The organism is Burkholderia sp. S171 (assembly GCF_009766085.1).
Taxonomy (GTDB): Bacteria; Pseudomonadota; Gammaproteobacteria; order Burkholderiales; family Burkholderiaceae; genus Caballeronia.
The window spans coordinates 64,202-86,560 of record NZ_LMUF01000047.1; the positions used below are offsets into that span (position 1 = coordinate 64,202).

General features: G+C 58.8%; 22 protein-coding genes. 4 read left to right on the forward strand and 18 right to left on the reverse strand.

The features are described from left to right. Window positions 1-33: 33 nt before the first annotated feature. From GSQ93_RS25545 to GSQ93_RS25585, 9 genes are all read right to left on the reverse strand, one after another. Window positions 34-1,170 carry a hypothetical protein gene (locus GSQ93_RS25545; protein WP_158938433.1) on the reverse strand — a complete coding sequence of 379 codons (1,137 nt, stop codon included), beginning with the start codon at window positions 1,168-1,170 and terminating at the stop codon, window positions 34-36. A gap of 68 nt (window positions 1,171-1,238) precedes the next feature. Next, the gene (locus tag GSQ93_RS25550; RefSeq protein WP_158938434.1) at window positions 1,239-2,801 is read right to left on the reverse strand and encodes a class I adenylate-forming enzyme family protein; all 1,563 of its coding nucleotides are present in this window, start codon (window positions 2,799-2,801) and stop codon (window positions 1,239-1,241) included. Continuing rightward, window positions 2,798-3,574: a VOC family protein gene (locus GSQ93_RS25555; RefSeq protein ID WP_158938435.1), complete on the reverse strand. Its 777-nt coding sequence runs from the start codon at window positions 3,572-3,574 to the stop codon at window positions 2,798-2,800. Before GSQ93_RS25555 ends, GSQ93_RS25550 begins: the two co-directional genes overlap by 4 nt. Next, window positions 3,574-3,999 carry a PaaI family thioesterase gene (locus GSQ93_RS25560; protein ID WP_158938436.1) on the reverse strand — a complete coding sequence of 142 codons (426 nt, stop codon included), beginning with the start codon at window positions 3,997-3,999 and terminating at the stop codon, window positions 3,574-3,576. Before GSQ93_RS25560 ends, GSQ93_RS25555 begins: the two co-directional genes overlap by 1 nt. A 32-nt stretch (window positions 4,000-4,031) precedes the next feature. Then, a complete protein-coding gene (locus tag GSQ93_RS25565) occupies window positions 4,032-5,036 on the reverse strand; it encodes a zinc-binding dehydrogenase (RefSeq protein WP_174254682.1) in 1,005 nt (334 codons plus the stop codon). 39 nt (window positions 5,037-5,075) lie between these two features. Next, the gene (locus tag GSQ93_RS25570) at window positions 5,076-6,077 is read right to left on the reverse strand and encodes an ABC transporter substrate-binding protein (protein ID WP_158938437.1); all 1,002 of its coding nucleotides are present in this window, start codon (window positions 6,075-6,077) and stop codon (window positions 5,076-5,078) included. A gap of 21 nt (window positions 6,078-6,098) precedes the next feature. Next, window positions 6,099-6,872 (reverse strand): ABC transporter permease, encoded by a 774-nt coding sequence (locus GSQ93_RS25575; RefSeq protein WP_158938438.1) that lies wholly within the window; start codon window positions 6,870-6,872, stop codon window positions 6,099-6,101. A 3-nt stretch (window positions 6,873-6,875) separates the two neighbouring features. Next, a complete protein-coding gene (locus GSQ93_RS25580) occupies window positions 6,876-7,634 on the reverse strand; it encodes an ABC transporter ATP-binding protein (protein WP_158938439.1) in 759 nt (252 codons plus the stop codon). Continuing rightward, window positions 7,631-8,383: a GntR family transcriptional regulator gene (locus tag GSQ93_RS25585; RefSeq protein WP_158938440.1), complete on the reverse strand. Its 753-nt coding sequence runs from the start codon at window positions 8,381-8,383 to the stop codon at window positions 7,631-7,633. The genes GSQ93_RS25580 and GSQ93_RS25585 overlap by 4 nt, the downstream gene beginning before the upstream one ends. 420 nt (window positions 8,384-8,803) lie before the next feature. Between GSQ93_RS25585 and GSQ93_RS25590 the strand changes: the two genes are divergently transcribed. Beyond that, on the forward strand, window positions 8,804-9,124 hold the full coding sequence (locus GSQ93_RS25590) for a DUF4148 domain-containing protein (RefSeq protein WP_158938441.1): 321 nt from the start codon (window positions 8,804-8,806) through the stop codon (window positions 9,122-9,124). A gap of 290 nt (window positions 9,125-9,414) precedes the next feature. Here GSQ93_RS25590 and GSQ93_RS25595 read toward each other — a convergent pair whose 3' ends face one another. Together GSQ93_RS25595 and GSQ93_RS25600 are read right to left on the reverse strand one after the other, a co-directional pair. Then, window positions 9,415-10,095 (reverse strand): GntR family transcriptional regulator, encoded by a 681-nt coding sequence (locus GSQ93_RS25595; RefSeq protein WP_158938442.1) that lies wholly within the window; start codon window positions 10,093-10,095, stop codon window positions 9,415-9,417. A gap of 705 nt (window positions 10,096-10,800) precedes the next feature. Continuing rightward, window positions 10,801-12,141 carry a replication protein O gene (locus GSQ93_RS25600; RefSeq protein WP_216857674.1) on the reverse strand — a complete coding sequence of 447 codons (1,341 nt, stop codon included), beginning with the start codon at window positions 12,139-12,141 and terminating at the stop codon, window positions 10,801-10,803. Here GSQ93_RS25600 and GSQ93_RS25605 point away from each other — a divergent pair. Next, the gene (locus GSQ93_RS25605; protein WP_158938443.1) at window positions 12,140-12,364 is read left to right on the forward strand and encodes a hypothetical protein; all 225 of its coding nucleotides are present in this window, start codon (window positions 12,140-12,142) and stop codon (window positions 12,362-12,364) included. The two genes, GSQ93_RS25600 and GSQ93_RS25605, sit on opposite strands and share 2 nt — an antisense overlap. 115 nt (window positions 12,365-12,479) lie before the next feature. On the opposite strand, the gene GSQ93_RS25610 is transcribed toward GSQ93_RS25605, so the two are convergent. The 4 genes from GSQ93_RS25610 to GSQ93_RS25625 form a co-directional block, all read right to left on the reverse strand. Next, window positions 12,480-13,334, reverse strand: a complete 855-nt coding sequence (locus GSQ93_RS25610; RefSeq protein ID WP_254074050.1) for a ParB N-terminal domain-containing protein — start codon at window positions 13,332-13,334, stop codon at window positions 12,480-12,482. A 110-nt stretch (window positions 13,335-13,444) separates the two neighbouring features. Then, on the reverse strand, window positions 13,445-14,641 hold the full coding sequence (locus GSQ93_RS25615; protein ID WP_158938445.1) for a ParA family protein: 1,197 nt from the start codon (window positions 14,639-14,641) through the stop codon (window positions 13,445-13,447). Between the two features lie 248 nt (window positions 14,642-14,889). Continuing rightward, on the reverse strand, window positions 14,890-16,836 hold the full coding sequence (locus tag GSQ93_RS25620) for a site-specific integrase (RefSeq protein WP_158938446.1): 1,947 nt from the start codon (window positions 16,834-16,836) through the stop codon (window positions 14,890-14,892). Between the two features lie 396 nt (window positions 16,837-17,232). Next, window positions 17,233-18,087, reverse strand: a complete 855-nt coding sequence (locus tag GSQ93_RS25625) for an SDR family oxidoreductase (protein WP_158938447.1) — start codon at window positions 18,085-18,087, stop codon at window positions 17,233-17,235. 88 nt (window positions 18,088-18,175) lie between these two features. Here GSQ93_RS25625 and GSQ93_RS25630 point away from each other — a divergent pair, with 88 nt between their 5' ends. Beyond that, entirely contained in the window at window positions 18,176-18,577 is a 402-nt protein-coding gene (locus GSQ93_RS25630) for a helix-turn-helix domain-containing protein (protein ID WP_174254677.1), read from the forward strand. A 136-nt stretch (window positions 18,578-18,713) separates the two neighbouring features. On the opposite strand, the gene GSQ93_RS25635 is transcribed toward GSQ93_RS25630, so the two are convergent. Continuing rightward, window positions 18,714-19,673, reverse strand: a complete 960-nt coding sequence (locus tag GSQ93_RS25635; protein ID WP_158938448.1) for an aromatic alcohol reductase — start codon at window positions 19,671-19,673, stop codon at window positions 18,714-18,716. A 277-nt stretch (window positions 19,674-19,950) separates the two neighbouring features. Here GSQ93_RS25635 and GSQ93_RS25640 point away from each other — a divergent pair, with 277 nt between their 5' ends. Continuing rightward, window positions 19,951-20,871 carry a LysR family transcriptional regulator gene (locus GSQ93_RS25640; RefSeq protein ID WP_158938449.1) on the forward strand — a complete coding sequence of 307 codons (921 nt, stop codon included), beginning with the start codon at window positions 19,951-19,953 and terminating at the stop codon, window positions 20,869-20,871. A gap of 46 nt (window positions 20,872-20,917) precedes the next feature. Here the strand turns inward: GSQ93_RS25640 and GSQ93_RS25645 are convergent, their stop codons facing one another. Together GSQ93_RS25645 and GSQ93_RS25650 are read right to left on the reverse strand one after the other, a co-directional pair. Then, window positions 20,918-21,730 (reverse strand): TlpA disulfide reductase family protein, encoded by an 813-nt coding sequence (locus GSQ93_RS25645; RefSeq protein ID WP_158938450.1) that lies wholly within the window; start codon window positions 21,728-21,730, stop codon window positions 20,918-20,920. Between the two features lie 23 nt (window positions 21,731-21,753). After that, on the reverse strand, window positions 21,754-22,245 hold the full coding sequence (locus tag GSQ93_RS25650; protein ID WP_158938451.1) for a DsrE family protein: 492 nt from the start codon (window positions 22,243-22,245) through the stop codon (window positions 21,754-21,756). Between the last annotated feature and the right edge of the window lie 114 nt (window positions 22,246-22,359).

Genomic DNA, 22,359 nt, shown 5'->3' on the forward strand with positions numbered 1-22,359 from the left:
ATGAACCTTGAAAGGCGTTAAAGAACGCGTCCGTCAGACCCGGGCGTCCTCACCCAGGGTGCCTTGTTCCCGAATCCACTGCGCAAACGCTTCGTCTTCGAAGCGATATTCGCCATGTGCAAGTTTGGTCACGATGTTGCCGGCTTGAAGCCTGCGCAACGAATGCGCGGGCGTATTCATAGGTGGCGCCTTGGGCAAGCCAAGCAAGATCCCTAGTTGCTCGCGCGCGGGCTGGCCATGGAAGTCAGACACCATGCCCTCGGCCATCATGCCGAGCAACGCGCGGTCGGCCGGCAGCAATCCGCTCCACTGCCGCTGGAATTGTTCGTGATTAAACACGCGCTCTTTCGTAAATTGCAGCGCGGCGTTGGGACCATCGAATGGATACGTAAGATGCCGCTCTAGAAAACGCCTGAAAAATTCCGGCGTGCTGTTGAGCTGAGCGAAAGCCGCGACCGCATGTTTCATCGAGAGCTGATGCTTGGCAATGGCGTTGACCTTCTCCACCATGAACTCAAGGAAATCGCGGCCGAGTAAAGGAAACGGTTCAAGCGGCGCCCAGTTGAAGAACGGCTCGGACGAGCGCCCGAACATGGTTCGCAGAGTCGGCTCCGAACTGCCGGCAAAGATCACCTTCAGCCGGTCCTTGCGAACGTCCAGCCCCGCACGCAGCGCATGCGCAAAATTCGAGTGGGCCGCGGCAGCCAGAACTTGCGCTTCGTCTATGATCAGAAGCAACGGCTTCGACTGGGAATCGAACGACTTGAGCGCTTCGGATAAAAGCGTGCCGACATACTTCTTGTCTTCCGCCGATAATTCCGCCTCGATCGACGCCTCACCGAATGCCGGAATGTTGCCGGTCGCCTTGAGCTTCTTAACCGGGCTTTTAGCGCGTCGTGCCAGCCTGCCCCACCAATTGGGCTCGATCGCGCCGTAGAGCGCACCTACTAGCGCTCCGGCGGGTTCCTCGTTGTCGTCCCACAGGTTCACGTACGCGGTCAGGTAACCGCCCTTCGTGGCTGCCGGGATAAGGTCTTTAAGCAGGAATTCAGTCTTGCCCATGCGTCTTCGGGCGAACAGCGTGCGCGCGGACGAAAGACCCAGCCCGAAGAGATTCAGATATCCTGCCGCAAGCTCTGGACGAGAAAAATGCCATTGATCGGGTTTCATGTCTCAAACTATATCATCGGTTTTGATATATATCAAAATCGATGATATAGCCTGATACAGAGCGTCCCTCAGGCCGTTTCGGGCCGCCCTTCATCGGCCAAGCGCCTTGCCGCTTCGCGCCTTAAAACCGCCCGGTCAATCTTGTTGGTCGACGCAAGCGGGAACGCATCGATGAACCAGACTTGCCGTGGATGCTGGTAAGCCGGCGCGTGTTCCAGCGCGAACACTTTCACTTCCTCCGCGCTCAATTGCGCCCCCGGTTTCAGCACGATAAAGGCAACGGGTTTTGTTCCCTTGATGGCATCGTCGACGGGAATCACGCTCGCTTGCTGGATCGACGGATGCCGCTCGAGCATCTTTTCTACATCGCCCGGGAAGATGTTTTCTCCACCGGAAACGAACATGTCGTCGCGTCGTCCGATGAACGTATAAAAGCCGTTTTCGTCGCGGCGAAATACATCGCCGGTGCGATAGAACCCGTCCGGCGTGATCGGCGTCACGAGGTCCGGGCGGTTGTGATATCCGTTCATCAGACCAGGGCTGCGCATCTCCAGTTCGCCTTCACTCGTGAGCTCGCCGTTCGTATCGATAAGACGAAGCTCAACTTGGCCATGTGCCGCGCCGATCGCGTGCGCAGGCGTAGGCAAGCCCGCGGGATGCGGTCCGAACACGACCGGGCCACCTTCGGTCGTCCCATACGCGTTGATCACCTTCGCGTTCGGCAGCAGCGCGTGAGTTCGCTCAAGCAACGCGCCGCTGACCGGCGCCGAGCCCATCCGCACATAACGCACCGACGACAAATCCGTGCGCGCGAGCAGTTCATGCTCCTGCATCATCATGGCGATCATCGGCGGCACGGACGTCAGCCACGTGCAGCGATACGTATCGATAGCGCGAATGTAATTGCGCGCGTTGAAGGCTGGCATCAGCACGGTCGTCGCGCGGGCGGCCAACGCAAGGAACACCAGCGCGAGCGCATTCATGTGATAAAGCGGCGCGGCGATCAGCACACGTTCACCGCTCAGCGGCTGCGCTTTCAGGCGCGTCTCGACCACCCAGAGATGACTCGCGTGCGAAAGCACCACGCCCTTGGGCCGCCCCGTGGAACCCGATGTATAGAGGAACAACGCGGCTTCTTTTTCGTGTGGAACTACTGGCTCAAAGCTCGGGCCCTGCGATTTTGCCGCTGCAATAAACGATTGAAATCCCTTCGCACCATGGGCTTCATCTTGACCATCGAAAACCATGCGCGGCAAGATCGCAGGCGTGTCGCCTACACGCTGGGAATCAGTGAACACGAGACGTGCGCCGCTATCTGCGATCACGTCCGCAATCAGCGCCCGCGGGAATTTATAGTTGACCGGCACGGCGACCAGCCCAGCGCGCATGATGCCCAGCATCGTCGCGACATAGTCCGCCGAATTGGCCGCGAGCAATGCAATGCGCTCGCCGCGGGTGTACTGAGCGGCGAGCGTAAATGCCACTGCGTCGGCGAGCGCATCGAGTTCAGCGAAGGTGTATTGACGCGCGTTGAAACCATCGTCAAGGCCAATGATGGCCAGTGCATCGGCGCCTCGATCGCCACCCTCGCCGCGTGCAATCAACGCGCCAAGATTCTTCGGGAACGTCATGGTATGAATTCCAGCAAGGTATCGAAGCGAGGCAAAGCGACAAGCGATCGTTGCATCTCGATGGACGCAGGGAAACCCGCCGCGTCCGCGCGCTCACCCACCGATCGCCAGCCGGGCGTATGCACCGTAATGGCGGCATAGCGCGGTCCGTACGCAGCAATGTACTGCGCAGTCGTGCCGAACCGCGCGTCGAAATCCGCTCGCGTCCAGTACACCAGTTTGAAGCCCGCCTCGAGCTCCCCGAGTTGCACATACGGTTCAGGCGCAACATCGATCAGATGCAGCGCGCTCAACCCCGCCGCGCCATTCGGATGGCTCTGCCACTCGCTGCGGAAAACGAACTCGGGCGTCAGGTGCTGGCAGAAATAGACGCGACCTCCGTCGAGCTGGCCCGGCTTCAGCCGCACGGTGGTGAATCGCGCGTCTAGAGTGGGCTCGCCGTCAAGCTCGACCGGCCGCGAGAAGGTCTGCGGCGGCGTAGCGTCAAAACCGGCGTGACGCAGGGTATCGAAGGTCGCCACCGGATCGTCGATGCGAAATACGAGGCCATCGGGACCTAGCGGACTCGACACAATCTCCTCGCGCACGGTCTTGCCATCGGCAGGCAGGCCGATGAGTTCGAGGTAGTGGTCATCGAACACGATCGCGTGATTGATCGAACCGAGCGTGTGATACCCGCGCGGCGCGACCGTGAAGCCGAGTTGCTCAAAGGTTTGCTGGGCAGCGTCGGTATCGAAACGCGTGTTGATGACGAGATGGTCGAGCTTCAGCATCAGGGTTTGACCGGCGCCGTTGAATAGGCGCCGCGGCCGCTGGCGACAAGCTTGCCGTCCTGGTCGAAGACCTGCGCTTCAGACACGGAAACCTGCGAGCCGAACTTGATCACCTTGCCCTTCACCGTCAGGTCGCCCTGCAACGCGGCGCGATGATAGTCCACGCGCAGGTCGATGGTCGGCACGCCCCGTCCGGTCTTCGATACCAGCGCCCAGTCCGCCGCCAGATCCACCAGCGCGGCGAGAATGCCACCGTGTGTGTAGCCTTTATCCGGATTCACGACCCATTCTTCGCGCCACGTAGCGCGCAGTTCGATCTCGCCCTCACTCACCGATACCACGCTCAAACCCAGCCATTCGTGAAACGGGCCGCGCCGCAAACGCGCCTCGATATCCTGCGCGCTTGGTAATGTTGCTTCGCTCATGATGTTTTCCTTAGCTTATCTAACCAATACATTCAGGGGTTCACCACGACCTTGCCCAGCACTTCGCGGTCGCGGATCAGGCGCAGCCCCTCGGCGGCTTGTTCCAGCGGCAACGTCCGGTCGATGGCCGGCACCAGCTCTCCCGCCGCAATCTGATCGAGCAGCGCGCGCAGGTTTTCATCGTAGAAACTGTTCGAGCCGATGATCTTCAGTTCGAAACTCCAGATGTATCGAAGGTCTTCGGCAGGCGCGTGGCCGGCGGTTGCGCCGCACACGAGCAACGTGCCGCCGCGCTTCAGGCATTTCAGCGACGGCACCCATGTATCGCCGCCGGTGAAATTCACCACCACGTCCACCCCGCCCTCGTAGGTCCGGCGTTGCGGCTTGCCGTACTCGCCGATCGCCCACTTCGAGAAGTCCGTGGTTTTGTAGTTAACCGTATGATCCGCGCCGAGCGCTTTCAGTTGCTCGCACTTCTCGTCGCTACCGGCGCAGGCGATCACTTCGGCACCCAGTTGCTTCGCGATAAGAATGCACGCCGTGCCCACCCCGCCGCTTGCACCGAGAATCAACACGCGGTCGCCCGCTTTCACGGTCTTGTGGGTGACCAGCATGCGATGTGCCGTGCCGTACGCTACCGGCAACGCGGACGCGGCGTCGTAGCTCACGGCATCGGGTAACGGGATCAACTGCCCGACCGACACCAGGCAGTATTGCGCCATGCCGCCATCAAGCATTTCGCCCATCAGACCTTTCTCGGGATAAAGCGGATTCACGAGCACTCGGTCTCCCGCCTTCCAGCCCTTCACGCCTTCACCCAACTCCGCGATTTCACCCGCCATGTCGAGGCCGATCACCACCGGAAACGGCACCTTGATTCCCGGCATGCCCTTCACGGTGAATACATCGTGATAGTTGAACGACGACGCGCGCACGCGGATCACCACATGCCCGGGCGTCGCCTTCGGCACAGGTTTGTCGGTCACCACGTGGAGTTGATCGAGGTCGCCGTGCTGGTTCAGCAGGAGTGCCTTCATGGTCGATGGAATGGCTGTTATCACGATGTCTTCTCCACATTATTGGATTGATTTCGATGCGGCATACGGGCCGGTATCGAAGAGATCGGCGGGCAGCGTGCCTTTGATCACACCGCCATCCACGAAGATCTGATGCTCGCGCTTCAGGGTCTCCAGGTCGATCGGCTCGAAGGTCACACGGTTGATATCCGACCAGCGCGCGGCGTACGCTTGCGCGTCCTCAGCGGGCAGATTCGCGCTCTTCTGCAGGATTGCCGCGACGTCGTTCTGATGCGTCGCGCCCCATTGCAACGCCGTGCGCATGCCCGCGATCAGTTTCGCCACGTCTAGCGGATGCTGGGCAAGGTAATCCGCACGGATCGCGCTCACGCCTATGTAGGGCGTTGCGTCGGACTTCGTCAGCTTCTTCCATTCAGCGCCAAAACTCCCGAGCCGCTTGACCTTCAGCTCCTTGAGTTGTGCGATGGTTACCGAGCGCAACGCAGCGGCATCGACCTGTTTTTGTACGAGGAACTGAGCGAGCCGCGCTTCATTTCCCGGGACGATGGAAAAATCGTTCGCCTTGATGCCGTCATTGCCTTGCAGCACCGCGGTGGCAATCGCTGCGACCGAACTGCCCGGCGGCGACATACCGACTTTCTTGCCGCGCAAGTCGGCGAGTGACTTGATCGGTGAGTCCTCCGGCGCGACGAATTCGACATCGGCTGGTTGAGTCGCGAGCACGATCTTCAACGGCACGCCATCGGCGGCCGTGCTGAATACAGCGGCCGCCGGCGCGGCAAACGCGAAGTCGATCGCGTTGGCGGCCAATGCGCGATTCGGCGCGTTGACGTCGGAGAAGCGAATGAAGGTGACATCGAGGCCACGCTGCTGCAGGAATTTTTGTGCTTCGAGCACTGCGCCGAAGCCCAGGCTCACGCCGCTTGTCCAGTAGCCAATGCGTATGGGTTCTGCGTGCGCCGTTTGCGCGGCACCGAGCATCGCGGTCGTCGCAACGGCGGTCGCAACCGCCACTCGCCTGAAGAGTGAAGTGCCTTTCATGGTTCCTTGTTCCCCGTTAGATCAGTCGGTCTTTTTCCAGCGAAACAGGCGGCGCTCGAGTGGCTTCAACACACCCGCTTCGAGCAGCAGCATCAGGACAACGAGTGTGACCGTCCACGCGAAAACCTGATCGGTCTGCACGAGATCGGCCGCCTGCCGCAAACGGTAGCCAATGCCGTTCGACGACCCGATCGTCTCCGCCACCAGCGACACACGCCAGCCAAAGCCGAACGCAAGCCGCGCGCCGGCGAAGAAATGCGGAAGGATGGTCGGCAGAAAGATCTTGCGCATGATCTGTGTCTGCGACATGCGAAAACTGCGCGCGAGCTCGACGTGGTTGCTGTCTACCGTCAGCGCGCCCTGCCATACGTTCGTCAGGATCAGCGGCATTGCCGTCATGAACACCACGAAGATGGTGGTGGCGTTCGAGATGCCGAACCAGATGATGGCGAACACAGCCCAGATCGCCGACGACACCGTGTTCACAATCGACAGCAACGGCTCGAAGAAATGCGCCACGCGCGGGTTCGAACCAAGCGCAATGCCGAGAGGCGCACCGGCCGCGGCCGCCAGCAAAAATCCAGCCACGACGCGATACAGCGTGATGCCGAGGTCGTCGAAGAACGTGCCACTCTGTAGGAGTCCAACAAATGCGTTCGCCACGCGCAGCGGCCCGGGCAATACAAACTGCGGCATGCGCAACGACACGAGCCACCATGCCGCGAGCAGCAGGACAACGAGCACCACGCGTTGCGCAACGGTTGAAGCAAACGAACTACGCGGAACAGTGGACATGGGTCAGATCAGAAGACGCAATTGGCGGATCGCCTCGGCCACGGCAGGATTGGTGGCGGTACGCGGACGGGGCAGCTCGACATCGACAATCTCGCGCACGCGGCCAGGACGCGGCGCGAGCACCACGACTCGATCCGCAAGCACGATGGCTTCCTCTACGTCATGGGTTACGAACAGCACGGTCATGCGCTGCATCGCGTGAATGCGCAGCAGTTCGTCGTGCATTTGGGAGCGCATCTGCGGGTCGAGCTTTGAGAACGGTTCGTCCATCAGCAGGATGCGAGGGCCCGTGACGAGGCTCCGTGCGAGGGCAACACGACTGCGCATGCCGCCTGACAGCTGATGCGGGTGGGCATCGGCGAAACCTTGCAGTCCGACCAGATCGAGGACGGCGTTCGCGCGAGTATGGCGTTCGCGAGCGGGAATCGCGGGGTTCGCGGCTTCAAGCCCGAACTCGGCGTTCGCACGCGCAGTGCGCCACGGCAACAGCCGGTCTTCCTGGAACATATAAGAAAGCGCGCTGTGTTTGTAGTCCTTCGTCCCTTCGGTCCGCTTGCCATCGATCCAGAGTTCGCCTTCACTCGCTTCAAGCAGTCCTGCGACCATGTTGAGCAGCGTGCTCTTGCCGCATCCCGACGTGCCGAGCAGCGCCACTATTTCACCTTGGGCGACATCGAAGGAAACATGATCCAGAACTTTTAGGGTTCCGAAGCTCTTGCTTACGCTGCGTAACGAGATCCCGGTGGAAATTGCACCGCTCATCGTCGAAGCTCCGCCACCGTATACAGTGGTAACGATGCACCTGCGCTGGAAAGACTCGCGTAGACCTTCTCCATTGTCATGCTCTGGAACGTCTCTATATGACGGCGCGCAATGGTCTCTGCACGACGTCCATCGCCCGCAATGAACGCGTCGATCATTGCGTTGTGATCGTGCTTGATCTCGGGTTTGGTTCCCTGCACGCCAAAGCCAAGCGCAACGAGGCGCGACATTTCATCGAGCAGGCTCGCGAGCGTCCGATGCAACCGCTCGTTGCCGCTCGCCGCGGCAATCGCCAGATGAAACTCCCGGTTCGCGTCGAGAAAAACATCGATTTGCGCCGACAACGCCCGCTCAGGATGCGGCACGCGGCACGCCGCTTCGAGACGCCGTAGCAACTCCACGTCAACGCGGCCGCAAGCTAGCCGCGCTGCCAGTGGTTCAAGTTGTACCCGCAGCGCGAACACCTCTTCCACGTCTTTCAGTGTGATCGCCGCAATTCGGTAGCCCTGTCGTGGCAGAGAACGCACGAAACCTTCGTGCACGAGCCGCACGAGGGCAATGCGGCAGCTCGTTTTACCTATGTCGTATTCCGACATCAACTGGCTTTCGGTAACCGTCGACCCGGGCATGAGCTTGCATGAAAGCAAGTCCCGGCGAATGCGTTCGTAGGCGTCATCGCCGCGCAACGGCACGGTGGCTGATGGTGCGAGCGGATCAGGAAAGCGCGCAGTGGATTCGTCGTAGGTCATGGCCGTTAGGTTGTGAGCTGCTCACGACAGTGATTTGATATGTTCAAGAAACTATCGTAGGCGCTTATGACTTTTTGCAAAAACAAGTTATTTAAATAAGTAAGTCCGGCAAAGAGATATCGTGGGAGGCTCAGGGGCTTGTGACGTCCGGGGCTTGCATAGGGGTGCATTCGGGGCGTGCATTCGTTGGCTAGACTGATTTGCAGTCTTCTCCTTTCCAGCCCGGTGTAAATTCTGACCATTGTCGGCAATCCTTAGCATGTGCTTTGTTGCTTGGCTCGCAACAAGCAGCGACGGAATGGGCATAAGGGGTTGAATTGTTGTCACTGGCGCGGGAAATCGACCGTAGAAGTTAAGTGACCGCTGATCTGGCCTGCAGTTTGCGTGTAATTGGTTAGCAAACTTCATTGGAGATAGATCATGTTCAAGACCCTTATTCCTGCTGTTGTTATCGCGTCGGCGCTCGCCGCGCCGACATTCGCCATTGCTCAGGACAACACGCAAGTGCCGCGCTCCGCGGTGAAAACCGACCTTCAACAAATGGAGCAGTCGGGCTATAACCCGGCGGCTGATCGCACTACGTATCCAGATCAGGCCCAAGCTGCCGAACAGCGCGTGGAGTCGGAGCGCGGCGTGGCCGCGACGTCATATGGCCCTTCGATGAGCGGCAGTTCCGCTTCAGGTATGCGCTCGTCGATGGCACCGGCAGATGGGACGCACTCCATCTACTTCGGCCATTGAGCTGGCGGCTGGAAGTGAGCCGGTTTGAATGCCTCGGCCTTGCGGGTACAAAGATACCGCCCGGGGGGATTAGGCGGCTTTGCGTTGCTTTCAGGAATACTGGCGTGGCGTGCGGCGTCGCCAGCGGTCGCCAAATGGTCACTGAAATGCCGTAAGAGGCCATTTTCAACTCATTGAAAATGGCCTCTTTCGTTTAGGTTTCGGTCCCGCTTGCCTGCCGATTCTGCTTGGGTTGCGGAAGGTTTCGGTACTGATGTCCGCTTCCGTTTACTCCTGTTTATCCAGCGCCCTTATTCTTGCTCTTCGGCTTTTTCATCGAGCATTCGCATTGCCGCTTTCTCCGCATTTGCCACATGCAGACGTGCGGCCGCGCTGGCACCTTCCGCGTCGCGTGCCTTCAATGCTTTGAACAACTTGTCGATTTCACGAAAGCTGGTCGGAAGACGATCGGGATGCATCAACGAAGTCGCACGTAACAGGTTGACCCGTGAATACAGGCTCGTCAGTATCTCTTTCACCAGGGCATTGCCGCAGTTATCGAGCAGTACATCATAGAGTTCGGTCTTCGCCCTGAGCACGCCTGCTTGATCGTTGGCCAAAGCTTGCGCACGCAGCAACTTTGCTTTTTCGCCGAACTGCGCGATGGCCTCGTCGTCCGCAATTCGGGCGAATTCTCCGGCCGCGAAACCTTCGAGCAACCCTCGGATGGCATACAACTCGGTCGCCTCCTGCTTTGACATGATCGCGACTACCGGCCCCTTGTGCGGCACGCTGCGTACGAGTTTTTCCGCTTCCAGCCGACGCAGAGCCTCCCGAACGGACGTTCGGCTCACACCCAGCGTCTCGCACAACTCACGTTCGATGAGCCGCGCGCCCGGAGCGAAGCGACCAGACATGATGGCCTGTCGAAGCACATTCTCCACCTGATGACGCAGCGTTTCCGGCCTCACCAAACCCATTTCGGTTGTCATTATTGTATTCCCGTCTGACAAAGATCATTTCGGCATGATACTTGATGCGGCAGGGCAAAAAGAATGATCGTGAGCTCAACTCGATGCCGCTCGGTCGGAGTGTCTTGAATTTCCGTGGTATCGTCTGATTAAATGATTGTCTGACTAAACTACTCGCCTGGTTGGAAAACACTCTGCGGACTGGAAGGGTCAGTCATCGACTTCTTCTGCAGGTTACTTTTCGATTTCTCAATTTGCCTCCAGGGGGTCATCTGCACTCGCTTACTCTTTCGTGCCAGCGTCGCAATGACTCATAAGGCGCAACATATCTCGCGAGGAATCGGCCAACGGTCGAGCGGCCCCCTTTTTTGGAAGCCGATTTTTCGGCGCGCGCGGGCAGTCGGAGTCTGAGCGATGCAGAAGGCAGATATGTAACTGAGCGACCGTTAGTTGCGACTGTGTGGATGCGAATGAGTGGGCTGCGGATTTGGAAGCGTCGGCAACTTACGCAGGTGATCATTTTCGTTCGGTCGGTTTTCCAGCCTCGTTGCGTTGTGCAGTTTCTTCCGGCGTAAGTTGGCTCGACGTTTGTCCCCAGGACATAGCAGCACGCATAAGCACCCATCCAGGGGGTGGCATTAGAACGGGTACCGCTCTTGTGTCGATACACGCTGGCTACGCTAGTTCGATCACTACCGGTCATCGCAGCGATCCCGAAGAGCATCATCAGCCATTGACCTTCAGAGCCTGCGCTGCACTCTCAGCAAATCGCGTGTCACGGTTGTCCAAAGAGACCCCGGCGCACGCAGCCCGGAGCATCTTCTTCATCTCGCTGAGGCGATCGTCGATTGTTGAGGTCCTTGCTCGCGGGACCGCATGTCCGACTGACGACGTGGGCGTGGGCGTGGGCGTGGGCGTGGGCTGACCTACGCGATTGTCGTCACACTTCAATCGGAAGGAAGTGACCTTTTCGGGCGTCGCTCGGACAACCTCTCTCGCGCTCAGCGCAGCGACGAACGCGACTGCCCACTGGCCTGTCGAGACGCGTGGTCTTGCTTCCCGGTAGTCGTGGACGGTGACCGAGTCGGCTGTGCTGGATACCGTGATGAGGCGGGTGTTGGCGGTATCGATAAATACGTGTCCAGCGCACTGACGCACGATGGCGTCAATATTCGCAGCTTGTGCGTTCTCATCCGCCAGTCGTTCAGCGGCGAGTCGCTTGGCGCGGATCTGATGTCCGAAATCAACCGGGGAACGGAGCAGGGCACGAAGATAGCTTATGGGGCGCTTCGCATTTCGCAGATGCTCCCAGGTTGCTTCAACAACGTCGGAAAGCAGCTTTGCCTGCACCTTCGCTTCTCGCATGAGTTTAAAAATCAAAAATTGACGAAAACCCAAACTCAGCAAGCGCTGGAGATCCGCTGGGAGCTCGCCTGGTTGTCTCTTTTGATTCTTAGGGAGCAGATCCTTATATATAGCTCCGTCTGCCACGGTGACACACGGTGGGTTAAACGAATGTCTAGGTGCGTTGAGTGTTTCACCGTCCAGTGACGCTAAGTCATCGCACTGAGGTGCGGAAAGTTTGCGAGGGAGAGATTGCGTTTCAGACCGCTGTGCGTCGGACAACTGCGACACGTATCCGAGAACGAGGGCGGATTTTTCCGTGAGGTGCAGATAGGCACGACCAAACAAGCCGGCGGTCCCAAAGCGTTTCTGCGGGACGCGTTCAATCAGGCCAGCTGCTTCGAGGTCGTCCAGGCTTCGATAGAACGTGCGCATCGACTGCATGGCGCGTCCCGTCAGAAGCTCGCGACGGGCGAATATGGCGGCATATGGTCGATTCGCGTCAACGGTGCGTGCAAGTGCGGCCAGCACGGCGCGAGCACGAGCGGGGAGTGCTGGAAAGTTTGCGGCACGATGCGCGGCCCGGAATACAACCCAAGGGAGGTTTGACTGACCGGCGAGAAATTCATCCAGCGCGGTTTGATCGATGTCGGCGGAATCGTCGGTGGGTGGAAGAGGGTACAAGTCCCCCTCGCCAGCAACGGAAAGTTGCGCGATAAGCATGTCACACGTCCATTTCTTCAAAATGGAAGAGAAACGCTTGACTGCCGATCGCTATCCGCTACACTTCGAGGTGTTGGGCCTTTATCCGATTCCCGTCGGAGAAATGCAGCGGTGGGCAAGCGACAGCGAAGCCCGGTTACTCAAAAGCCTTCGGTTCCCGCCGAAGGCTTTTGTTTTTTCTGCTTTGAAATCAGTTCATGATCGTGTTCAGCCGTTTGGTTAAGTCCATGATTTTTAACGAATCCCTACTAGGGAAGTCATGATCGTCGATTTGTGACTTCAGAGAACCGATGTGTTTCGCGCTAAGTCATTGATTTAAAGCAGTTCCCTACTAGGGATCACTGCTTTTCGAGTTGCGACTCAATAAATGCGTGGATTCGTTCTGCCCATTGCTCTGCTTCGTCAGCGGCTTTGCCGGAGAATGACACCCCCACCACGCCGTTCCGAGCCGAAATCTGGCAAACCTTCTTGGCGCCGCGTTTGACAATCAGGGGCTCGTGCTTCTCGCGGGGCGCCCGGTCTGGCTTCGTTGCCGCGACCGCTTGCGCCTGGGTGTATGTGTCATCCGTTAAAAGCCGCTCGATTGCTGCTTTGACTTTGTCTTCCCGACCTTCCGCTACCGCCTTGGCCATTTGCTCCGCTGCGTTACTCCCCAAACGTTCAGGTCGAGTTGACAACAGTTCCTTGCACTCGTCAGGGAGTAAATCGAATTTCATGATCCGCCCGACGTGCGAGTCGCTAACGCCCGCAGCCTTAGCCAAATCTTCTTTCGTAATTCCCGTTGAATCCTGAAGCGATTTGAAGCCCCAGAATTTCTCGAAATCCGAAAGAGTGGGTGACAAGAGGTTCGAGAAGAAGGCGGCGTACTCGACCATTGACGCATCGATGTCGAGCACAATGCCGTCAATCTCGGTGCGACCCAGTTCGCGATACACCGAAGCCCGGTTGTGACCAGCGACGATGTCGTACTCGCCGTCGTGGCGTTCGCGCACCGTGATTGGTTGCGCCAGAGGGTACGCCGTCAGGTTCGCTTTAAGTTCTGCATACTCTGAAGGCGTGAGGCGTCGGCGACGGCCCGGAATCTCGTGAAGTTTGTCCAGCGGGAGCTTGCCGGGCGCACGCTGTTCCAGTGCCCGTTTCAGCTTGTCAATTTCAGCCTGCTGGCTGTGAACCCGTCCTTGAAGACCGATCAACTGCCCAGGCGCGGTGCGCGGCGCGACCGGTTCCGACGGTGTATCGAGACCATCGTCGTCCAGTCGAATCCCTGCTGCCTTTGCCTTTTGTTTCGCTGCTGTAGACATGCTTACTCCTTGTCCCAGAGGTAACAGACCTTGCTGTCGATCAGATCCACGACCTGGTCATACGGCACACGAATTCGCCGAAGCGTTGCGGCGTTGCCGTCGTAGTTCGGGAAGTCGTACACCGTCGAAAAATCGTTGGTCGTCGTCCGGGCAAGGTCGGTTTCCGGGATTTCGACGGGCAAGACGCGCTCGCCGTAAGTCGTAATGACCCAGTCGCGAACAATGGACGCATTTGCCTTGTTCGGCATACGCGTCACCAGGATGTCGATGAAGTCGAACACCTTGGCTTCATCGGCCGACTCCCCGAACTGCTTCATGCCGGAGACCATGTCGGAGAAAAGCGACCAGAACTGGACCATTGATGCGAACGAGAGCGTGTCCGGCATGACCGGCACAATGACCCCATCCGCCGCGAAAAGCGCGTTGATGGTCAGATAGCTCAACGTGGGCGCGGTATCGATGATGATGTAGTCGTACTCGTGCTTCAATTCCTCGAGGCCGTCGTTCAGCACATTCCAGAACTTTGCACTGGGCGACGCGTGAACGCGTGCCGGGAGCATGAACTCGGCGTTGAACAAATCCGTGGATGACGGGATCAGGTCAAGGTTTTCCCAGTACGTCTGCATCGGCAAATGCTTCATGTCGAAGGTTTCGCCGCTGACGTAAGCCTCGATCAAGGGCAAGATAGTCTGGTCGCCATTGATCTCCGCGTGCGGGTTGATCCCGTATAGCGTGGTCGCACTGCCCTGCGGGTCCATATCTATATGGAGTACCCGGCGGCCGTGGCGCAACGACAAGCCTTGCGCCAGCACCATGGACGTCGTGGTCTTGGTCACGCCGCCCTTGAAGTTGCCAATTGCAATGACTTTCCCGTCTTTCCCCGCCGGACGTTGTCTTGGCTTTCGTTCCGCCTTGACCCATTCGATGGTTTCGGCGAGCGTAAACTGCCGCGCAGCCCCAGGTTTCTCCTGGGTGCCTTGAGGCAGTTCTCCTTTCTTGATCAGATAGGAGAAACGGGCTTTGTCGATACCGCACAGTTCCTGCAGTTTGCCGCTCGGAAACACCGGGGCAACCTTCCGTGGGAACGGCTGGAGCATTTGCGTGCGAATTCGCTCGAGCATTTTCGCGGACCGAGCCGCCAAATTGACGAGGTCGTCCGGCGTCACCTCAATGGGTGGCGTCGAAAGGTTAATATCCATGCGTTCTTCCCGGTGGCTCTCGTTCTACCAAAAACGTGGATTCTCCCTTAAAAGGTAGAACCGACGGTAAGCGAAGACTAAGAGGTATACGGAGTAAACGCAAGTAAACTTTGCCGGGCCGGGATAACCGCAAAGGCACGTGGTTGTTGGGCTTAGAGGAAAAAGATGAGAAAAGACTTGAGGCAAATCGGGGGGTGTGCGGCGCTTTAGGTCTGTAGATTCAAGCGTCGGCGAGGAATTTCTTGCTGTTAACGTGTCGACAAAACGCTGCTTTTACCGCTCGTGAGCGGACCGTGACGACGGGCTTTCACATAAAGAAGCGTGGTGGCCAGGTTAGCGTGGCCGAGGCGGATTTGCACCTCACGGTAATCCGCGCCGCTTTCCAGTGCGTGATGCGAATGGGTGTGACGGAGCCAGTGCGTGCTCGCATCGAAGCAACGACGTGAATCGAGCAGATTTTGCGGTGTTGAAAGAAGGGCGGCCCAGGAGAAAAGCCGCCGGAATACCTGACCCATCCCGTCCGGCGTCAGTGAATTGCCGGTGCGAAAATGCGGCAGGAGCGGGGTGTCGGCCGGGCAAGCGCCCGGGTCTCCGGGCAAGCCGCGGGCTCGCAGGGTCTCAAAAATTAACTCCATGACGGCCTGTGGGATCGCAATGGTTCGTGCTGCCCGGCCTTTTCCGGGAATGGCCAGTTGCCACGCGTTAGCCGACGGGCCTTCAGGCCTGTTTTCAACCTCACATTCCAGCGTAGGCCGGATCAGCCCACCGGTTGTTGCACGCGCCAGTTCCGCCCGCCGCAGCCCAGTCGAGTACGCAAGATTCAGCGCCAGATAGTCGCGCAATTCCCGTTGAGAATACCGGTCACGCGAGGCCGCCTGCACCACGCTTTGCCACTGCCCGTGGTTGAGCGAGCGCCCTGAAACGTCAATTCGGGCGCCAATCGCTACCGCCGGGGTATTCGAAAACGGGTTGTCCGCCCAGTAGTTCTGCTCGACCAGCCACTGGCCCATTGCGTGAAGAATTGACCGCGCGGTTTCCCGGCTGCGATTGGAGAGGGCGCCGACAAACGGCCGCCAATCCAGGTGAGTTCGCTCGATTTTCGCGCGTCCGACCCAGCGGGCGGTTGGCTGCGGATCGCCTAAAAACGTCTCGATATACCCCGCGCAGTCGACACCATTCAGCGACGACAGCGCCTTTTTCTTTTCGTTGATGGCCCACAGAAGCAGGCGCTCAGCTTCCCGGCGATAAGCCCGGACGGTATGCGGACTGTGTTGCTTCGCAGCAAGCCACGCATCGATTGCCTGCAAATCCGTTTCCAGTGAACACGCCAAAGCTCGGTTTCGCGCGCGGTTAGTCCCCGTTGATCCGTCTATTTCCGCGGGTACAGCCAGTGATTCGATCGGCACAATGCCGTTCTGGCGCGGCCGCACAAGCGCGGGATCGTTGCTGGACAAGCGCCGGCGCGCAATGAGCGCCCGTTTGGACAGCGTATGACGAAGCGAATCGGCGTGAAGCGCAAGCCAGTCAACTATCCGGCGTGCGGCCTTTGGCCCGACACGCGCCACGCTCGCATACCAGCGGTGGCCGCGTCGCTCGATGAACTCGAGGAGATCGGCGAGTGTATGAATACCTGTGACCTGCATACGGCCGGCAATCGCGGGTTCGAGCCAGCTCGCGACCGGGTGGTCCGGCTGCGGCGCCTGGACCAGACTGGCTTCCATGCGAGCGAGGGCGTCGATCTGACGGCGGCGCAGGCGGGCATTCCGGGATGAACGCCGGTCGACGCTCAGGTCATTTTTCTGCGGAAATTCCGCCTGATAAAGCTCCAGCAGCTCGACTTCACTATGAAAACCGTCTGGATCGACGGATTCCCGATAAGCCTCCAGCGATGGCATTTCGCTGGCCTCCAGCCGCTGGGCGTCAGGAATGCTGCCGGGTCTCAGGCGCAGAAGATGCGTGGCTTCGACATCGCGGGTACGGCGTGCAGCGCCCGACAGCGTGTCGCGCAACAAGCCGATCAGACGTCGGGTAGCCCGGAGATCGGTTGTGGCATCGCCGTAGGTCGCATGCAGTTGCTCGACCGAAACGCCATCCAGATATCCGCGATAGAGCGCGAAATGTTCACGAGTAAGCCGCTTGATTGAGGAGCGGTTCTCCGGATTGCGAACGGATGACGAAGGTAAAGCAGTCGGCATGAGTTATTTATGCTTACGTTTCAATAGCTTGGAGGGAGGCTACCAGCGTAGAGGCGGTTTGACAACAAAAAACGCTACATCTGATAAGTATACGAACACTTGCCAGCGATCGCGGTGCGTTATCGGCGGATTGATGTGCAATGACCCGGTTCGAGGTGAGAACGGGAGGGGAATGAAATCGCAAGCGTCGCTATGCGCACGCCCGATGAAATGGAAGATGCCCCTGAACGAAGCGGCGTCGAACGTCGATGCTGGGAAGCGTTCGTTCTTAGGCTTTAGCGACCGAAGAACAATGAGCAAGTTGCAACGCGGAAGTCACAACGAACGAATGGTGCGTGTCGGGTCCCAGTGACTGACCCACACGCACCATCGCTACTAACTATAAGGAACTTGCAATTACGCCGCGAGCGCTTCGGCCACCACGGTAGCCAAGGGCGTAGTCGACCGGCCAAGGAGTTGACTCAACTGATGACTGTCATCGAAGAGAGCACCTTTTGATGACCCCGTAGACGAATCCGACAACAGCGCAGCCAGGGCTTCCGGCAACCCGACTTCGATCAGCGCCGCTTTGTAGTCGGCTTCCGAAAGATTCCGGTACTCGACCTTCTTGCCCGACTGCCGCGTCACTTCGGCAGCGAGCTCGGCGAGCGTGTAGGCCGAGTCGCCGGCCAGTTCATACACGCGTCCCGCCTGGCCGTCGCGCGTCATCACCAGCGCTGCCGCTCCCGCATAGTCCGCACGTGCCGCCGAGGAAATCTTGCCGTCGCCAGCGCTGCCAAGGATCGCGCCGTGTTCGAGCGCGGGGGCGAGGCTGCCGGTGTAGTTTTCGGTGTACCAGCCGTTACGTAGCAAAACGAACGGTACGCCCGATGCGCGCAGTGCCTCTTCCGTCTCGCGATGCTCACCGGCTAGTTCTAGCGGAGAAGTATCGGCGTGCAGCACGCTGGTGTAGCCGATCAATTGCAGGCCATTGCGTTTCGCGGCATCGATCGCGGCGCGATGCTGGACTGCACGCCGCCCAACTTCATTCGATGAAATCAGCAACAATTTGTCCGCGCCCTTGAACGCGGCGTCGAGCGTGGCGGGTTCGTTATAGTCGGCGCGCCGGACTTGCACGCCCAGCGCCGCGAGATCGGCCGCCTTCTCCGGACTGCGTACCGCGGCAACAATTGCGCTCGCCGATTCAGTTTTCAACAAGGCTTTGATAACAAGCCGGCCAAGTTGGCCGGTGGCTCCGGTAACGACGATCATGATCAAACTCCTGGGGTGAATGCGACAGAAACCGTACCGTATCGGATAAACTAACTTTTCGTAAGTACGTACGCGGAGGTAAGTATCGATGGACTCAAATGTGGATTTGGCCCGTGACGGCGTGCCGTTGTCGGATCTGTTGCGCCGCGGTGAATTGTTGCAGGCGGACTGCCCGTCGCGGGAAGTGCTCAAGCATGTCACCAGCCGATGGGGTGTTCTCGTGTTGATGGTGTTGCTGGAGCAGACCTGCCGTTTCAGCGATCTGCGCCGAAGGGTGGATGGCGTGAGCGAAAAAATGCTCGCGCAGACGCTGCAGTGGTTGGCGGCCGATGGCTTTGTGATACGCACTGCGTATGACGAGGTGCCGCCGCATGTGGACTATCGGCTGACGCCGCTGGGGGAGGAAGTCGCGCGCCAGGTCAGGTCGTTGGCGGACTGGATCGAGGTAAATCTGTCTCGCATCCTGAGCGCACGGACGGTGGAGGCGTAGGCGGCGGCACGCGATCGGCGATCGCGTACGTTGCAGCGGCTGGCAGTGTTGGACGCGCTGCATATCAGCCGGACGCGGCGGCTGATATGCGGGATAGTCTAATCGCTCGATCAGTACGAGTCCGCCCGACCCTATCTCACCGGCGCCCAACCTCCGGCAGCGCAACGCTTTCATTCGCCAACAGATTCGCGCGCATCCAGTCTTCAAGCCCACAAGCCGCCATGCCACGTTGAGCATTGAACGTCTGCGACTTGTCCCATGCCACGCCTTTTCCTTCGGCGAATACCGCGCGATATTTCTTGATCGAATTGTCGGGATCGTCGGCCAGTTCGCGCTTCAAGTCCGGCACGTTCCACTCAGTGCGACGGACGTTCAGGTCCAGTAACCCATCGACTGTATCGGCGAGTTGACGGTAGGTAACGGTGTCGCCGGCTAGGTACACGATCTGATTCACGATGCGCGGCTCCGCAAACACAATCTCGGTGGTCAACGCGCCGATGTCGTCGGCCGTTGTCACGGTCACACCGTTCTCCCAACTGCCCAATGCGTTCACGGTCTTCCGATTGAGGTCCACCACGCCGAACGATGGCTCGAAGAGAAAGCTGGTGAACATCCCGGTCGATACGATCACCCACTCTGTCTGATCTTGCGCGCGCAGCAGGTCGCGCACGTCGAGCTGCTCATCGAACAGATCCTGCGGGCTACCCCGGCCGATGACATCGTAGTCGACGCCGAATTGCCAGGGGAAATATCGCTGCACTCCGGCCTTAAGCGCGGCCCGGGCGAGCTTGCGCTGAACGCCGCTGCCGCCCACGAATCCGGTGCACGAAATCACCGTGTGGAACCGGCCAAAAACGGCGGCAAGCGATTCTTCCGATTGTGCCGCCAGATCGCCGGCGACCAATTCGATGCCAAGCGAGCGCAGCTCGGCAATGTCCTTTTGCTTGGTGGGATCTCGCGAATCGATTGTCGACGGACGCAGGAGCGCCGCGATAGAAATGCCTGACGCCGGCATAGCGCGGCGCGTGAGACTGCGCAACATGGACATGCCGAGTTCGCCGGCGCCCAAGACCAGAATAGAATTAGCATGCGACATACAAATACCCTTTTTAGCTTGAGAAAAGTTATCGGAAGCGCGTGCTGGACGCGACCCGTCATCACCGGCTCAATACTCCGCAGCGCGTTATAGGGGAGGTCAGCCGGACAATCGGAAGTGTAGGGGCGGGGGTACGCGGCATTGTTCGCTGTAACGGAAATGAGAACGCGTGGGAATCGAACGACTCAGCAGGAGAGGCCGGAGATCAGCGCCGGATGAACGACGCTGCTGAGCCGCCCGCCGCCGACGAAATACAAACCGGACACGTACCCCGTTCATGGACAAACTTCAAGCGATGACAACCTTTGCGCGCGTCGTCGAAACACAGAGCTTCAGCAAAGCGGCGCAGACCTTGTCAATGCCCCGGTCATCGGTAACGACGTTGATCAAGAATCTTGAGCGGCATCTGGGCACAACACTGCTTCGTCGAAGTACCCGGACGCTCAGCCTCACCGATGCGGGCGAACGTTACTACGCGTCATGCCGGGCAATCCTGTCGGACATCGCCCAGGCAGAGACCGGCCTGTTAGTGGACCCAACGACTCCGCATGGCCGAATACGAGCGGGCATGCCGGGTGTCATCGGCCGCGGGATCGTGTTGCCGCGACTGCGTGAATTCGAACAGCTTTTTCCCGGTATTGAACTGACGCTGGTTCTTAGCGACCGTCCCGTCGACCTGATTTACGATGGCATCGATTGCGTGATCCGCACCGGCGAGCTGACAGATTCGACGTTGACCGCACGCAGGCTGGGCCAACTAAGCTGGCTGACCTGCGCCGCGCCGCGGTATCTGAAGGAGTATGGCGAACCTGATAGCGTCCAAGCGCTGAGTGCTCATCGCGCGGTCAACTACATATCGAACGCCACGGGCCGGCCGCTCGATTGGCGCTTTAATGTCGATGGTGAAAACGTTGCCGTGACTATGCCAAGCCGCTTTGCCATCAACGAAACAGAAGCGTATTTGCAATGCGGCCTGGAAGGATTGGGACTGATCCAGTTGTCGGAGTTTGTCGCGTCGCCGTACCTTGAAACAGGGCGCCTGAAAGAGGTGCTGGCAAGCGCGAGGAGTGCGCCCGTGCCCATTTCAATCGTTTATCCGAACGGTAGAAATGCGGGCGCGGCTATCAAGGCTTTTGTCGATTGGGTCATCCTGATCTTTCCGCAAAGCGGTGTTGATCCGGATGCGGGATCAAGATAACAAATCGTTTTAAACAAACATCTTATCCGTGAACGTTGCTGCTTAATCAGTCATCCTTCGATACAGCAACTGGATAAAACCGCTTGAGCGCCTGATTGAACGTTGCTTTCGAAAAGGGGCCGAGATGCGCCGCTAACAGCCGGCCGTTTGCATCGTAGAAAAGGGTGGTCGGAAAGCCTACAGCGCCCACTGCTTTCGCAACGGCGTGCGCTGGATCAAGCAGCGAGTTTCGGATGCGCAGGTCATGCGATTCAAGGTAGCTGTCGACACGGCCCGCCGACTCACCTTGATTCACAAACACGAGATGGACACCGGGATGGTCTATCTGCGCGCGCTCGAGCACCGGCATTTCGGTCTGGCACGGACCACACCACGACGCCCATAGATTGATGACCGTCGGGCGGCCATCCCCTTTGGTGAGCGCTTGTGGATCGCCGTCGCGATTCATCAATGCAATCGATGGAATGCTTTCGGGCGTTTTGAAGAACTCGACGGCAGCATTCGCGGCGCCCCAAACCAGCATGCCTGACGATACGGCGACGACCAGGGATTTGCGGAACGCCGGTAAGCGAAAGAAGAAGCGTGCAACCACGGAAAGCCCGCCAAGGATACCCGCGATAAAGTCGAATCCGAGATCGCGTATATCGAACATCTTCAGGAAGTTGTCCTGGAAGTCCGGGAAATAGCGAATGACAAACGACAGGCGCGCAACCAGCAAGCCGACCCAAACGCTGGTGAAAAGTGCCTGTTGGAGCTTCTGCTCACCATGACTCACAAATTGCGCAACAGCCAGCGCTACCGCGACACTCAACAAGAAAATCAGCGGGTGCAGGGGTAACGCGATCGGACCAATATTCATTACGTTTCCATGCCTCTTGCCGTCTATAGCGGCATCAAGCTGTAGCCATCGCGTTGCAAAACGGTAATGGTCGTGAGCGCTGAAAGTGAGCGCGTCACGCCGGGAAGAAGTCCGTCCTGGGGAAAGCCATTGCCGATCAGCGCCTGCGCGCAAACCGATATTTCAACGCCCGCGACTTGCAGCGCGGCAATGAGACGCGCGGTTGGGTTTGGCCGTCCATTGAGTGTCTGGTATTGCGCATCGTTCAAAACACTGGACGTTGCTTCGCCGTGGATAACGGCGACGCAGTGAAGGCGATCGGGTGTCACGCCGGACATGCTGTACAAGTTCACGGCTCGCGCAACACGTTCTAGTCCGGCATTGGGCGCCTCGGGCTTCTTGGCTGGCGCGCTGACCGAGAAGACGATTTTGTATGTCGCATTCGCGTCTGGCAGGTGAACCGCGCCGTCGATCCAATGCGCTTTGCCGAATTGCTCGATGACCGGATTTCCGGCAGCGAAGTTATCTTGCGTCATGAGTTGCCTGCTTCGATTTAGGTATTGAATTGCTTCAGCATCAGCATCAGCATCAGCGTTTCGGCGCGGCGCTTGCCGTCCGGCAAAACAAAGTCCCTGGGACGGAAGCAGCCG